Genomic DNA, 15,373 nt, shown 5'->3' with positions numbered 1-15,373 from the left:
TCGGCGTCCTGCGGGAGTCCGTCGCCTCAGTGGGCGGGCGTGCTCTGCGCCTGCTGCGGGGCGATGCCCAGGGCGGTCGTGTACTTGGCCAGGGCCAGCTTGCCGATCGCCGGGTAGGGGCCGAGCGCCTCGGCGGCGGAGCAGCCCGCCTCCTTCGCGGCCTCCTCGATCAGGCTCGCGTCGATCTCCGGGCCGATCAGGTACGGCGCCAGCGCCAGCTGCTGCGAACCCGAGCCGCGCAGCTGCTCGGCCACGGAGGCGATGGAACCCTCCTGGTCCAGGGCCGCCGCCATGACCGGCACGGCGAGGCGCGCGGCGAGCAGCATGCCGGTGATCCCGGCCGCCTGCACGGCCTCGTCACCGCCCACGGAGGCCAGGATGATGCCGTCCGCGGCGGTCGCCACGGTGAACAGACGGGCACGGTCGGCACGGGCCAGACCGGCCTCGGACAGCCGCACGTGCAGCGCCTCGGCGAGCAGCGGGTGCGGGCCCAGCACATCGGTCAGCTCGGCGGCGACACGGCTGTCCATCACGGCCTGGCGGACCTGGCGGAGCAGGGAGCTGTCCGGGCCGGCGAGCAGCGGCACGACGACGGCCACGGGGCCGTCGGGCTCCCTGACGTCCATGCCGGCGGCCCGGGCCTGCTCGAAGCGGGCCGTGCGCTCCCCGGCCGCGTGCGCGAGGACGGACGTCAGGGTGGAGAACTCCTGGTCGTCGCCGTCGAGGTAGCCGATCCGGGCGTCCAGACCGGGCAGTTCGGAACGGGCGATGCTCACGACCTCGTCGGCGAGCGAACGGGTGGCACTACTGGGCGTACCCGGCACGGCGAGGACGAGCGCGGGCGCGTCCTCGGGAGCCACCAGGGGTTCGGGACGGCGGTGCCGTCCGGGCTGGCGGGGGCGCGGCATTCGTACGGGCAGGCCGGACGCGGGCCCAGTGGGGGTGCTCATGTTGCGGCATGTTAGTGGCTTGCTGGGCTCCCCTGTTCGGGGAGGGGCCAGGTGAGCGGTATCCGTCCGGTTTTGTCTGATGAGTTACGTAAGGGCGTCGGCCGCGCGAGTGGCGTCGTCACCTGCCGGGCTCGTCAGGCTCAGCATCTTCTCGTCACCCGGAAGGCTGAACGAACCGGTGGTGAGGTCCTCCGCGATACGCACCGCCCCGTGCAGCGGATCCCCCTCCGCCGCGATCCGCCGGGCCCGCGGCAGCCGCTTCGACAGCTCCTCGTCCACGAGGCCAGTCAGGGCGGGGCCCATGTGGAACAGGCCCCCGGTCAGACCGACGGCCGGTGTGCCCTCCGCCGGGCACACCGCCGCCGCGGAGTCGGCCATGTGCCGGGCCGCCGCCCGCAGGACGTGCGCGGCGACCGGATCGCCGCCGGCCGCGCACTCGCCCACCCGGGGCGCGAACGACGCGAGCACGGCCGGCCGGTCGGCACGCGGATACAGCCGGCCGGGCAGTCCGGCCGCGGGACCGAACATGTCCACGGCGCTCGCCAGCAGCCGCGCGGAGCCGCCCTCCCGCCCGTCATGGGCGCGCAGCGCCGCTTCCAGGCCCGCGCGCCCGATCCAGGCACCGCCGCCGCAGTCACCGAGCAGATGCCCCCAGCCGTCCGCCCGGCGCCAGCTCGTCAGATCGGTGCCGACCGCGATGAGGCCCGTGCCCGCGGCGATCACCGCGCCGGGCCGGGGCCCGAGGGCACCGACGTACGCGGTGACCGCGTCGGCGGCCAACGCCACCCTGCGCACGCCCAGTTCCCGGGCCAGCGAGGCCGGCAGCTCCGCGCGCAGGGCGTCCCCCAGACTGGCCATCCCGGCCGCGCCGACGACCGCCGTGTCCAACTGCCCGAGGCCCGCCTCGGAGCGCAAGGCCCGTGCCACCGGCAGCAGTTGCTCCATGAAATGCCCCGGGTCGATGCCCCGTGCCCCGGTCCGCACCGGTTCCCCCGACGCGGCCCGGGCCAGCGGCCCACGCCCGCCGGCACCGACGACGACCCGCAGACCGGAACCCCCGGAGTCCACGGCGAGATAGCCGGGCCCCGTCACGGCAGCCGCCGGTCCGCGTCTTCGCCGGCCGCGGGTTCTCCGTGGTCCGGGCGTCCAGGACGAGGGGTGGAACGGTCTTGGCAGCGGTCGTCGAGCGGACCGGTGACGGGACGCATCGGGCTCTCCCCTCCCCTCCTGCGGCGGGCCGCACGGATGCGCGGGACCGCCGATCGTGACGAGGAGGAACACTAGCGCCCCCGCGCCGTCCCGCACGGCGGGGACTCGGGTGTGAGCCGGACCCACGAAGTCGCTAGAGTCCGTGCGTGGCACCGAGACCTTTGCATGAACTGGTGGAAGCGGGCTGGGCGAAAGCCCTCGAGCCGGTGGCCGGCCGAGTCGCCGCGATGGGCGACTTCCTGCGCGCGGAGATAGCCGCCGGGCGCACCTACCTGCCCGCCGGCCCCCACGTCCTGCGAGCCTTCCAGCAGCCGTTCGACGACGTCCGCGTCCTGATCGTCGGCCAGGACCCCTACCCGACGCCGGGCATGGCGATCGGGCTCAGCTTCGCGGTGGCGCCCGAAGTGCGCTCCCTGCCGGGAAGCCTGGAGAACATCTTCCGGGAGATGCACTCCGACCTGGGACTGCCCCGACCGTCGAACGGGGACCTGACCCCGTGGACCGAGCAGGGCGTGCTGTTGCTGAACAGGGCGCTGACGACGGCCCCGCGCAAGCCGGCCGCCCATCGGGGCAAGGGCTGGGAGGAGGTCACCGAGCAGGCGATCCGCGCGCTGGCGGGACGGGGCAAGCCCCTGGTCTCCATCCTGTGGGGGCGGGACGCCCGCAACTGCCGCCCGCTGCTCGGGGACCTCCCGGCGATCGAGTCGGCCCATCCGTCACCGATGTCGGCCGACCGCGGCTTCTTCGGCTCGCGTCCGTTCAGCCGGGCCAACGACCTGCTGATCCGCCAGGGCGCGCAGCCGGTGGAGTGGCGGCTGCCCTAGACCCCCGACGGCGAAGTGGCCGGCCGCCAGGGCGGCCGGCCACTCACTCACAGGGGCGGGGTCAGGAGATGCGCCTGATCGTCTGCCAGCCACCGGTCCCGACCACGGCCGGCGGGCCGACCAGGCCGGTGCGCCGGCCCGGCACGAACTCCAGGCCCGCCGTGGTGCTGGACGTCGTGGTCCACAGGTCCGGTACGCCGTCGGCGTCGCTGTCCCCCGAGGCCGTGAACAGCGGGCGGGCGGCCGTGGTCCAGCCCGTCGCGTACAGCGTGCGGTTGGCACCCGCCCCCAGGGAATGCGGGGCGGTACCGCCGTCGGGGACGCCGTCCCCGTCCGCGTCGCCCGCGCTCTTGCCGCGGTACACCCAGAGGTCGCCGCTGGTGGAATTACGGGCGATCAGGTCGGCGAAGCCGTCACCGTCCACGTCGCCCGACGAGGCGAGGTGCATGACGCCCCAGCCCGAATTGCCGATCAGGTAACCGGAGTCGACCGTGCCGTAGGCGTAACCCGGCAGAAACCACAGCTGGTCGCCGATGACCGCGACGAAGTCGGGGCGGGACGACTCGCTGTCCGGGGTGATGTCACCGACCGAGACGATCTGCTTGATCGTCGCCGGATCGATCGCCACCTCCGTCTCCGGGTCCGGGAAGAAGTACACCTCCTGCTTGGTCTCGTCGGTGAACTCGCCCTGGCCGTTGTTCGGGTACAGCCACAGCTTGCCGTCGGAGCGACGGGCCACCAGGTCCTCGTAGAAGTCGTCCGTCCAGTCACCGCGGTGGGTGAGCAGGGCGTCGTTCCAGCCACCGGACGAGGAGAGCGGGACCGACGCCGCCACGCGGCCGGCTCCCGTGCCGCTGTACAGGCGCAGGTCGTTGGCCCCGTCGACGGCGAGCATGTCCGGCAGACCGTCGCCGTTGACGTCACCGGGCTTGTCCGTGACGCCGGGGCTCTTCACGTAGAAGCGGTAGGGGTAGACCGGGCCGGGGTTGCCGCCCGCGTCGACCATGCGCACGTACAGGGTGTGCGGTCCCGGGGTGAGCGGGGTGACCGGCGCGGTGGCCGAACCGCCCGTGGCGGCGGGCCTGGCCTCCTTGCTCGGCGGGGTGCGGTCCAGGTCGTACAGGTACCGCGTGGTGTCCGCCACCCCGTTGGCACCGAACTCGAACAGGCCCTCGGTGCGGGCCAGCGCGCCCTCGACGGGCTGGGCGTCGGGCCCCGTCTCGGGGTACAGACCGTCCGCCGTGGCCACCGTCGGCATCACCGTCGGCGCGTCGGGGTCGAAGCCGAAGCGGCACCCGGGGGCCCCCTTCGTCGGGGTCCAGTCGGAGGCGAAGGAGTCGTCGGCGACGTCCTCGGCCTGCGCCTTCCAGGAGAACTGGCCGTTGCTGGCGCCCTTGTACTGGGTGAGCAGGGCCTTGGGCACGGTGATCCGCGCCTGTGCGCCCTTGGGGTCGTCCGCCCTGACGGTGACCTGTTTGCGCTGGTTGAAGATGATGCCGGGCGAGACGTCGTGCTTGCCTGTGGGCCACAGGTGGAACTGGACGTTGACGTTGCCGCCGTCCGGGTCCCACACCTGCGCGGTGAGGACCACGTCGGTGTTGCCCACCGTGACGTAGGTGCCGTCGTTGCCGCAACTGGTCGTGCTCGACTTGGTGCTGGGCACGGTGTCGAGGGCCCACGGGGCCTTCGGCGGCCGGTTGAACTCGACGATCAGCTTGGCGTCCGGCTTGAACTTCTTCCAGCTGTAGGCGTCCTTGTTGTCCTCGGCACTCTGCGGGGCACGCAGACCGAAGGTGACGTTCGACCACTTGTTGGCCGCCGCCTTGACCGCGGCGTCCTTGGCGGTGAAGTCGACCGCCTTGTCCGGGCAGCCGTAGGCGTCGTTGCCGTGCGCGTAGTCGCGCCTGTCCTGGCGCGTGGACCACGAGGGCTGCTTGTTCCACGTGGTGGACGAGCTGATCGAACCGGTCAGGTAGAGCTCGACCGGCTTGGGCGTGCACGACCACGAGTGGGTCTCGGTGATCTGGAACTGGGCGTCGACGACCTTCACGCCCGCCAGGAACTTGGACCCCACGCGGAAGAAGGAGCGGGCGGTGCCGCCCGTGGACGACTCGTAGCCGACGCGCGCCTCGCTCGTGGTGCCGCCGCCCCAGCCGGTGCCGTTCCAGTAGCTGTTGTTCGGATGCGGCTTGTAGGCGATGGTCCACGCCTCGCGCGTACCGGTCATCCGCGGGTCGATGTAGACCGGGAACTCGGTGTCCGGCGCGCCCAGCAGCTCCTGGTCGGGGGTGAGCACGAGCCGGTCGCCGGTGACCTCGACGCCGACCTCGCTGCTCTTGGTGCCCGGGGTGAGCGGGGTGGGTTCGGGCGGGGCCGCCGGAGCCGGGGCGGAGGCGGCCGTGGACCGGGCGGACCTGGAGGCGGCGGCCGGGGCCTGCTCCTCCTCGCCCGATGAGTCCCACATCCGGGCCGTGGAGGAGGCGAACACGGTCTGGCCGGCGGCGTTCACCGCGCGCAGGGTGCCCGTTCCGGCGTCCTGCGTCACGTCGAGGCCCTCGGTGTGCAGACCGAAGCCGACCTTCCTCAGCTCCGGACGGTCCGCCGCCTCGGGCGTCTTGACGATCAGCGCCTGGCTGAAACCGTCCACCGAGGCCCGCACCGCGAGGTCCACGCCCGGGAAGACCTCCGGATAGGTGGCGGTGACGTCCTCGAGCACCGGTTCGGGCAGCGGCTTCGACCAGGTCAGCGACAACTCGCCGCCCTGGTCGGCGAGAGACACCAGCTCGGTGTCCCCGCCGGCGGAGAAGGTGACGTCACCGGGGACGGCTCTGGGCCGGACCCGGCCGGCCACCTCGGTGAGCGTGGTGTCCACGGGCAGCCAGGCACCCTCGCGCTTCACCCGTACCGGCAGCGTGTGCTGCGTGGTGCGGAGGTTGCCGTTGGGCAGGGCGTGCGTCTCACTGGTCTCGGTCCGCGCGGACGGCACCTCCACGGGCTCGCCGGTCTTGGCGGCCCGCTCCCTCGCGCGCTCCTCGTCGGTCACGGACGCCGGCGCGGAGCCGGACGCCGCTGCGGCCGTGCCGGAGGCCGGCGAGGCAGGTGGCGTCAGGCCCAGTGTCCCGCCGGCGAGCACCGCGACGAGCGCCGTCCGGCCCCAGCGCCTGGCCCGGCGCTGTCTTCGGAATGTTTCTGGCATGGGCGAATCCCCCCGGAATCGTTGCCGTGCGAACTCCTTTCGAAGTCCGCCGCGGCCCCTTTGGCGCGAGGCCGCAGCGCCGAACAGTACACGCCAACTGGGGCTTTCTTTGCGGTGAGATGACCGAAGTGGGGATTGTCGCATTACCCCGCCTTTGCTTGTCGGAGCGATCTTCACCGTTTACTGTGCGACCGTTCACCGCTCGATCACACAGGGTGAGTTAGGGGGAGGTCAGGTAGTGGACCAGCTGATCAGACAGCTGCGCTACCTCGGTCACTGGCACAGATCCGTGTCCCTTTTCGTGGGACTCGTACTCTTCGTTGGGCTGATACCCAACGATGCCAGTGCCGCGGACGGCAGTTCCCGCCGTGGGAACGTGCAGCGTGAGAAGTCCGTTCCAGGTAAGGATTTCCGCAAGGAACGCCCAAAGGCGCGCGACGACGCCAAGGGCAATTTCCAGCCGACGGCCGGAAAGATTTCGGCCAATTCATTCACGACTCTGGTCACCGGCCGCGACGGCAAACCGTCCGAGCGGCCCCCGCTGGCCGGTGGCACCCTCGACGGAGTGGGGCCGGAGCGGAGCGCGGTGCCGGCCCGTATGGTGACGGTCCGCCAGGCCAAGCGCCCCGACGCGGGCTCCGCCAAGGGCCTGCGCGCTCCGGGCGCGGCCCCGAAGCGCCCGGCCGCCGACACCGGAACGGCCGTCGAGATCCAGGTCAAGGACGCGGCCGCGGCCCGCAGGGCCGGCGTCCCGGGCGTGCTGTTCACCGCGGCGCCCGCACCGGACGGCCTGGTGCCTCCGGCCTCCGGCTCGGTCGAACTCGAGCTGGACTACTCGTCGTTCAAGGACACCTACGGGGGTGACTGGGCCTCCCGGCTCCGTCTCGTCCGGCTCCCGGCCTGTGCGCTGACCACGCCCGACCGGGCCGGCTGCCGTGACCGCACGGAACTGGCCGGCGCCAACGACCCGGCAGCGCACAAGGTGACGGCCGCCGTCGACCTGTCCGCCGGGGCGGCGCCCACCGTGCTCGCCGCGACCGCCGCCGCCTCCGGCCCGGGAGGCAGCCACGAGGCCACCTCGCTGTCGCCGTCCGGTTCCTGGATGGCGGGCTCGTCCTCGGGAGGCTTCTCCTGGACCTACCCGATCGAGGCCCCCGAGGTGCCCGGCGGCCCGCAGCCCGAGGTCGCGCTCTCCTACTCGTCCCAGGCCGTGGACGGCCGCACCGCCTCCACCAACGCCCAGTCGTCCTGGATCGCCGAGGGCTGGGACTACGAGCCCGGGTTCATCGAGCGCCGCTACCGCTCCTGCTCCGACGACAAGGGCGAGGTCGACGGCAAGAAGCCCAACAACACCGGTGACAGCGGCGACCTGTGCTGGGGCTCCGACCACGTCGTGATGTCGCTGGGGGGCAACACCACCGAACTCGTCAAGAAGGACGGCACCGACGAGTGGCGCCCGGCCGACGACGACGGCTCCCGCCTGGAGCGCAGGACCGGCGCCGCCAACGGCACGAAGGACGGCGAGCACTGGGTCCTCACCAGCACCGACGGCACCCGGTACCACTTCGGCCTGAACAAGCTGCCCGGCGCCCCGGACGGCACGGTCACCAACTCGGCCCTCACCGTGCCGGTGTTCGGCAACCACCCCGGTGAGCCCTGCCACGCGACCGCGTTCACCGACTCCGACTGCACGCAGGCCTACCGCTGGAACCTGGACTACGTGGTCGACCCGCTCGGCGACGCCATGACCCTGTGGTGGGCCAAGGAGACCAACTTCTACGGCCAGAACATGAAGGCCGACCAGCAGGTCTCCTACGTCCGCTCGGCCCAGCTCGACCGCATCGACTACGGCCTGCGCTCGGACAAGCTGTTCGGCGTCCAGCCCGCCGGCCGGGTCGACTTCACCACGGCCGAGCGCTGCATCCCCGGCGCCACGTTCGACTGCGCGGTCTCCAAGCGGACGGCCGCCAACGCCAAGTACTGGCCGGACACCCCGCTGGACCAGGAGTGCGTCTCGGGCGCCAAGTGCACCGACAAGTACTCCCCGACGTTCTGGACCACCAAGCGCCTGACGAAGATCACCACCCATGTGCTCTCCGGCAGCGCCCTGAAGCCGGTCGATTCCTGGGCCCTCGAGCAGTCCTACCCCGACACGGGTGACGGCACCTCACCGGCCCTGTGGCTGGACTCCGTCGCCCGCACCGGTCACGGAGCGGGCGGCACCGCCGCCATGCCGAAGGTCACCTTCGCCGGCCTCCAGATGGACAACCGCGTCGACGGCGTCGAGGGCCTGCCGCCCTTCTCCCGCCTGCGCGTCCACGCCATCGACACCGAGACCGGCGGACGCATCGGTGTCACGTACTCGCCGCGCGAGTGCCAGGCGCTGACGCCGAGGAACATGCCGGCGTCCCCCGAGTCCAACACCATGCGCTGCTACCCGCAGTACTGGACTCCCAAGGGCGCGCTGAAGCCGGTCCAGGACTGGTTCCACAAGTACGTCGTCACCCAGGTGACCGAGCAGGACCTGGTCACCGACAGCCCTTCGAAGGTGACGAGCTACCAGTTCGCCGGCAGCCCCGGCTGGGCCTACGACGACAGCGAGTTCACCGAGAACAAGCACCGCACCTGGTCGCAGTACCGCGGCTACGAGCGGGTCCTGACCCGGATCGGCTCCGGCAGCGACGTCAAGCAGCTCACCGAGCACCGCTACTTCCGCGGCCTGCACGGCGACAAGCTGTCCTTGGGCACCCGCACCTCGGCGGTGACCGACAGCTCGGGCACCGCGCATCCGGATCTGCCCCACCACCAGGGGCAGTTGCTGGAGCAGATCACCTACGAGTCCGACGGCGGGCCGGTCGACTCCACGACCCTCACCACCTCCTGGGCGGTGAAGACGGCCACCCGCACCCGCGCCGGCACCACACCTCTCGAGGCGTGGATGACGAGGCCCGAGAAGGTCGTCACCCGCGAGCGGGTCAAGGGCGACACCTGGCGCACCACCACCGAGACCACCAAGTACGACGGCTACGGCCTGCCGTACCAGGTCGAGGAGACGAGCCCCGGCGGCACAACGCGCTGCTCCACCGTCACCTACGCCCGCAACACCGCGCTGCACCTGGTCGAGCTGGAGTCGCGGGAGAAGACCGTGCTCGGCGCCTGCGGCAGCACGGGCGGCGAGGTCGTCGAGGACACGCGGACGCTGTACGACGGACTGGCCTTCGGCGCGACCCCCACCAAGGGCCTGCCCACCGAGGTCCAGGAGCTGAACGGCGACGGCGACGGCTACGTCACCATCGACCGCACCGAGTACGACATCCACGGGCGGGAGACGGCCACGTGGGACGCGGACGACCGCAAGACGTCTGTGACGTACACGCCGGCGACGGTGGCACGCCCGACGAAGCAGGTCTCCACCGACCCCCTCGGTCACACCGAGACCACCGTCTTCGACGACGTGCGCGGCATGACGCTGACCGAGACGGACGCCAACGACCGGACGGCCACGATGGAGTACGACCCGCTGGGCCGGCTCCTGAAGGTCTGGGAGATCGACCGCGACCCGGCGACCCAGACGCCCACGGCCACCTACGACTACACCGTCCGCCGCGACGGCCCGACGGTCGTCACCGCGCGGACACTGAAGGACGACGGCGGGTACGCCGTGTCGTACGAGATCCTCGACGGCCTGCTGCGCGAGCGGCAGACGCAGGACAAGGCCGTCGGCGCGGGCCGCATCGTCAACGACACCTTCTACGACAGCGCCGGACGCGTCTGGAAGGAGAACGACGGCTACTACAACGCCGCCGATCCCGAGCCGAAGCTCCTCCAGGTCGGTGACCAGGACGTCCCGTCGCAGAACCGCACCACCTTCGACGGCCTGGGCCAGCCCACCGCCGAGGTCACCTACTACCGCGGCACGGAGAAGCTGCGCACCACGACCGAGCGCGACGGTGACGTCTCCACGACGATCCCGCCGAAGGGCGACACCGTCACGGCCTCGTTCGAGGACGCCGAGGGCCGCGTGGAGCGGCTGCGCGAGTACACCGACGAGGCCCGCACCAAGTGGCGGGACACCCTCTACGAGTACGACGACCTCGACAACCTGCGCAAGGTGACCGCCCCCGGCGGCGCCGTCACCACGTTCGAGTACGACAAGCGGGGGCGCCAGACCGCGGTCACCGACCCCGACGGCGGCCGTACCGAGATGCGGTACGACAACGCCGACAACGTGGTGCAGACGACCGACCCGATGGGCCGGTCCCTGTTCACCAGCTACGACGACGGCGGTCGCCCGACCGCCGTGCGCGAGGGCAGCGCCACCGGCCCCAAGCGCCTGGAGTGGACGTACGACACCCTCGCCAAGGGCCTGCCGACCGCGCAGATCCGCCACGAGGACGGCCGCGAGTACCGGGAGGAGATCACCGCCTACGACAACGCCTACCGGGTGAAGACGACGCAGACGGTGATCCCGGCCGAGGAGACGGGCCTGGCCGGCACGTACGCGTACGAGTACTCCTACACGCCGACCGGCAACCTCGCCTGGGTCTCCCTGCCGGGCGTGGGCGGCCTGGTCACCGAGCGGGTCGTCTTCCGGTACAACTCCGACGGCCTGCCCATCTTCATCGGCGGCGCGTCCACGTACCTGGCGAACGCGCAGTACTCGGCGTTCGGCGAGATCCTGCGCACCGACGCGGGCCCGGCCGGCAAGCAGGTGTACGGCAGCTACGTCTACGACGAGTTCACCCGGCGCCTGCAGACGGCCACCTTCGACCGCTCGGTCGGCCCGGGCCGCATCAGCGAGACGCGGTACGGGTACGACGAGGCCGGCAACGTCACCAGGATCACCGACGCGCCCGGCGCCGCGACCGAGGGCACCGGCGAGACCGACACGCAGTGCTTCGTCTACGACAAGCTCCGGCAGATGACCTCCGCCTGGACGTCGAAGACGGCGGGCGAGTGCGCGGCGGCCCCGTCGAAGGACACCGTCGGCGGGCCCGAGGCGTACTGGCAGTCGTTCCGGTACGACGCCGCGGGCAACCGCACCCGGCTCGTCGAGCACGACACCACGGGCGACACCACCAAGGACGTCACCCGCGACTACGTCTACGGAAAGGAGGGCGTCGGCGGTCCGAACGCGCTGGCCGAGGTCAGGTCGACCGGTCCGCAGGGGCAGACCCTGGCCACCTTCGCCTACGACAAGGCGGGCAACACCACCGGGCGCCAGCACGGCGGCACGGACCAGAGCCTCGAGTACGACATCGAGGGCCAGCTGCGCAAGGTGACCCGGCCCGTGGAGGGCGGCGGCAGCGAGACCACGTCGTACCTGTACGGCGCGGACGGCGAACGCCTCATCCGCACCGACGAGGACGGCAGCCGCACGCTCTACCTCAGCGAGGCGGAACTGACGGTCAGCGCCAACCACGCGACGAAGACGGCGGAGCGCTTCTACCCGCTCCCGGACGGCTCCACGACCGTCCGCGCCACCGGTGGCGTGCGGCAGATGATGCTGGCCGACCACCACGGCACGTCCCACACCGTCGTGGACATGGCGGACGCGGCGATGCGGGTGACCCGGCGCAAGTCGATGCCGTTCGGCGAGGCACGCGGGCAGCAGCCCACGTCATGGCCCGGACACCGGGGCTTCGTCGGCGGAACCGTCGACGAGGACACCGGCCTGACCCGGCTGGGCGCCCGTGACTACGACCCGGCCACCGGGCGCTTCATCCAGGTCGACCCCATGGTCGACTACGGCCAGCCGGCCACGATGAACCCGTACGCCTACAGCAACAACGCACCCGCCACCTTCTCCGACCCGACGGGCGAGTTCTTCCCCGTCCTGATCGGAATCGCGGCCCGTATCGCCATCCAGGCGGCGATCCGCGCGGCGGCCCGTCGCGCGGCGCAGATCGCGGCGCGCAAGGCGGCCCAGGCGGCGGCGCGGCGTGCCGCGGCCCTCGCCCGCAAGCGCGCGATCGAGGCCGCCAAGCGTGCCGCGGCCAAGGCCCGCCGTGAGGCGGCCCGGAAGGCGGCGGCGGCCCGTCGCGCGGCGGCCAAGCGGGCAGCGGCCCGTGCGGCGGCCAAGCGTGCGGCGGCCAGGAGAGCGGCGGCCCAGGCCAGGGCCCGCGCGGCCCGCGCGGCGGCCAAGAAGGCGGCGGCACGCCGTGCCGCGGCCCGCAAGGCGGCGGCGCGCCCGAAGCCCCGCGCCAAGCCCCGCTCCCAGCCCAAGCCCCGCCCCAAGCCGCGCCAGGTCAAGCGAGCGGTGAAGAAGGTCGCCAAGGAGGTACGGGAGGAGGCAAGGGAAACCGTCAAGGAAGAGGCACAGGGCGCGGCCTGCGAGTCCGCCGCAGGTGCCGCCAACAGCTTCGTACCCGGTACCAGGGTGCTGATGGCCGACGGCTCCACCAGGCCGATCGAGAAGGTCAGACCCGGGGACAAGGTGCTGGCCACCGACCCGAAGACGGGCCGGACCTCCGTCCAGACGGCCGCGGCGACGATCGTCGGCAAGGGCAGCAAGAACCTGGTACGGATCACGCTGAAGATCCACGACGGCTCCAGCGCGAAGACCGGGACCACCACGGTCACCGCCACGGCCGGCCACCCGTTCTGGGTGCCGACCCTGCGGGAGTGGGTGGACGCGGGCGAGCTGAAGCCGGGCCAGTGGGTCCAGACGTCCTCGGGCACCTGGATCCAGGTCGGCGCGGTCGAGGCCTGGACGGCGAAGAAGGCGACGGTTCACAACCTGACCGTCACCGACATCCACACCTACTACGTGCTGGCGGGTGACGCGCCGGTCCTGGTCCACAACTGCGGCGTCAGCATCAAGCAGGTGAAGATGGCGCTGGGACGAGCCGGTATGAGCGTCTCCAAGTACGACATCGTCTACAAGCCGCAGATCGTCACCTCCGAAGGTATCCCTGCCTACGGCAACAGCCCCCACGACGGCGCTGGAAAGCCGAACAAGGGACCGCGTGGGCGCCCGGTGATCCAGATATCCGACATGGGGCTGGCTGACATGGATACGGCTGTGGCCACGATCTTCCACGAGATCTACCACCACCGCATGTACCGCATTTGGCCACGGTCCATGGGTGGAAAGGAAGGCGCTGCGGAGGCATACGGGCAGGCTATGCTGAGGGTCTTCAAACGAAGGACGCGTTCATGAGCCAAATGAAGCGCTTCATGCCTTCGGAGATCGAGACCCTCGGGCGGGAGCGGAAGTTCCTCCAGGACCAGTCGGAGTGGCTCTGCCCGGCGTGCGGGGAAGTCGCGGTCCGCTCCTACCTCAGAGCCACGCAGCACGCGAACCGTCCCGCCGTGATCAGCTACACCTGGTGTGCGGCTTGCCGCCGGATGGCTGGGGCGACCAGCCCTCTGCCGCCGGGCCTGGTCATCTCTGATCCATGGCGAGACGTGGACCCGGTGGCCTGGGAAGAGTTCGACAGGAGCCTGCCGAGACTCTTCGTCAGACTCGACGAGCTGTGGGAGAGCGGTGTGCTGCCGCAGAGCCTCGTGTGGAAGCGGCGGCGGTAGAGCACCGGTGACACCACCTTGACGAGGTGACGCAGCGGAAACCCCGCCGGGCCCTGGCGGGGTTTCTGCGTCTCTGTCGCCTGTCTCGCTGACGGGGACCCCCTTCCGGGTTCGGGAGGAACAGGTCGTCGACTGCCGTGACGGATACGGAGGATCGTCGTACGAGTACGAGGACGAGGACGAGCTCTCGGTGTGGCGTTTCCTTCAGGCGGCTCTCGACGGCCCCGTCGTCCGGGAGACACCGGAGATCGAGTGGTTCTCCTGGCCGGCGGATGCGAGCTGCCGAGCGGTTCGGCCTGGTGAGATCGTCGCCTTCCCCGTTTCGCCGACGAGGAAATGGTCCAGATCGTGCGGGAGCCCTTCGGCATCGAGAGGGAAGTCGTCCGATGCCGGAATCGGTGGCTGACGCACCGTGACACAGGAACCGGGTCCCCGGCCGACATCCAGTCGGCCGGGGACCCGGCGTCTGCAGCGGAGCCGGCCGGCGGATCAGCCGACGACCGCCGCCCGCACGCACAGCACGTCCGGCAGGTGCGACGCCAGTAGCCGCCAGCTGTCGCCGTCGTCGGCCGACGCGTACACCTCGCCGTTGCGGTTGCCGAAGTAGACGCCGGCTGGGTCCGCGCCGTCGTGGCACATCGCGTCGCGCAGCACCGTGCCGTAGTGATCGCCCTGCGGCAGCCCCGCCGAGAGCGGCTCCCAGCTCTTGCCCGCGTCCGCCGTCCGGTAGACCCGGCAGCGCCGGCCGGCCGGCACCCGGTCCGAGTCGGCGTTGATCGGGAACACGTACGCCGTGTCACCACGGCGGGGATGGGCCACCACCGCGAAGCCGAACGTCGACGGCAGGCCCTCACCGATGTCCGTCCAGTGCCCGCCGGCGTCGTCACTGCGGTACACACCCCAGTGGTTCTGCAGATACAGCCGGTCCGGGTTCGCCGCGTCCCTGGCCACCTTGTGCACGCACTGCCCGAACTCCGGGTTCGGGTCCGGCAGGAACACCGCGGACACCCCGGAGTTGGACGGGGCCCAGGTCGCGCCCCCGTCCAGGGTGCGGAACACGCCCGCCGTGGAGACGGCGACCGTCACCGCCCGCGGATCGCGCCCGTCGGTGAGCACGGTGTGCAGGCCCTCACCGCCGCCGCCGGGCACCCACTTCGATCGCGTGGGGTGCTCCCACAGCGGCCGGACCAGCTCGAAGGACTCCCCGCGGTCCTCCGACCGGTAGAGCGCGGCCGGCTCCGTCCCCGCGTACACCACGCCGGGTTCGGCCGCGGCCGGGTGCAGCTGCCAGACCCGCTCCAGCGAGGCCCCCGTGTCCTGGGGGAACTTGACGGCGGGCCGGGCCGGCTCCGTCCAGCTGCGGCCCAGGTCGTCGGAGTGGAACACCGACGGGCCCCAGTGCGCGCTGTCACCGCCGGCCAGCAGCCGTGGTGTCGCCTCCCGCGTGTCGATCGCGACCGAGTACACGGCCTGCGCGTTGAAACAGGGGCTTTCGTCGAACTCCCAGGCGCCACCCCGCCGGCGCCCGATGAACAGACCCTTGCGGGTGCCCACGGCGAGCAGTACTTCGGTCATGCCGATCACCTCCGCGACGTCATCCTCGACGTCCTGATTCCGGACTCCGGCCAGTCTGCACCCCACCACTGACAGTCACCCCAGGATCG

7 protein-coding genes are annotated in these 15,373 nt (G+C 71.6%); 3 read left to right on the top strand and 4 right to left on the bottom strand.

The window, feature by feature from the left end; translation table 11 throughout:
- Positions 1–26 precede the first annotated feature (26 nt).
- Together F1615_RS19980 and F1615_RS19975 are read right to left on the bottom strand one after the other, a co-directional pair.
- Positions 27–950 (bottom strand): sirohydrochlorin chelatase, encoded by a 924-nt coding sequence (locus F1615_RS19980; RefSeq protein ID WP_149550381.1) that lies wholly within the window; start codon positions 948–950, stop codon positions 27–29.
- An 84-nt stretch (positions 951–1,034) separates the two neighbouring features.
- On the bottom strand, positions 1,035–2,042 hold the full coding sequence (locus F1615_RS19975) for an N-acetylglucosamine kinase (RefSeq protein ID WP_149550380.1): 1,008 nt from the start codon (positions 2,040–2,042) through the stop codon (positions 1,035–1,037).
- Between the two features lie 263 nt (positions 2,043–2,305).
- On the opposite strand from F1615_RS19975, the gene F1615_RS19970 reads away from it, so the two are divergent.
- Complete coding sequence (locus F1615_RS19970; protein WP_149550379.1) at positions 2,306–2,983, top strand: uracil-DNA glycosylase; 678 nt, start codon at positions 2,306–2,308, stop codon at positions 2,981–2,983.
- Between the two features lie 61 nt (positions 2,984–3,044).
- On the opposite strand, the gene F1615_RS19965 is transcribed toward F1615_RS19970, so the two are convergent.
- Complete coding sequence (locus tag F1615_RS19965) at positions 3,045–6,179, bottom strand: FG-GAP repeat domain-containing protein (RefSeq protein ID WP_149550378.1); 3,135 nt, start codon at positions 6,177–6,179, stop codon at positions 3,045–3,047.
- A 376-nt stretch (positions 6,180–6,555) separates the two neighbouring features.
- Here F1615_RS19965 and F1615_RS19960 point away from each other — a divergent pair, with 376 nt between their 5' ends.
- Entirely contained in the window at positions 6,556–13,341 is a 6,786-nt protein-coding gene (locus F1615_RS19960) for an RHS repeat-associated core domain-containing protein (protein WP_244328797.1), read from the top strand.
- Positions 13,338–13,709 carry a hypothetical protein gene (locus F1615_RS19955; protein ID WP_149550376.1) on the top strand — a complete coding sequence of 124 codons (372 nt, stop codon included), beginning with the start codon at positions 13,338–13,340 and terminating at the stop codon, positions 13,707–13,709. Before F1615_RS19960 ends, F1615_RS19955 begins: the two co-directional genes overlap by 4 nt.
- Before the next feature lie 489 nt (positions 13,710–14,198).
- Here the strand turns inward: F1615_RS19955 and F1615_RS19950 are convergent, their stop codons facing one another.
- Entirely contained in the window at positions 14,199–15,353 is a 1,155-nt protein-coding gene (locus F1615_RS19950; RefSeq protein WP_149550375.1) for a WD40/YVTN/BNR-like repeat-containing protein, read from the bottom strand.
- Between the last annotated feature and the right edge of the window lie 20 nt (positions 15,354–15,373).

The organism is Streptomyces marokkonensis (genome assembly GCF_008312835.1).
GTDB classification, from domain to species: Bacteria; Actinomycetota; Actinomycetes; order Streptomycetales; family Streptomycetaceae; genus Streptomyces; species Streptomyces marokkonensis_A.
Note: the sequence above shows the minus strand (reverse complement) of the source record. Positions and strands in the feature narration are given on the sequence as shown.

Bases quoted from the DNA above. Each gene is read 5' to 3' on its own strand.
- F1615_RS19980 (WP_149550381.1), bottom strand. From the start codon at position 950: ATGAGCACCCCCACTGGGCCCGCGTCCGGCCTGCCCGTACGAATGCCG.
- F1615_RS19965 (WP_149550378.1), bottom strand. From the start codon at position 6,179: ATGCCAGAAACATTCCGAAGACAGCGCCGGGCCAGGCGCTGGGGCCGG.
- F1615_RS19955 (WP_149550376.1), top strand. From the start codon at position 13,338: ATGAGCCAAATGAAGCGCTTCATGCCTTCGGAGATCGAGACCCTCGGG.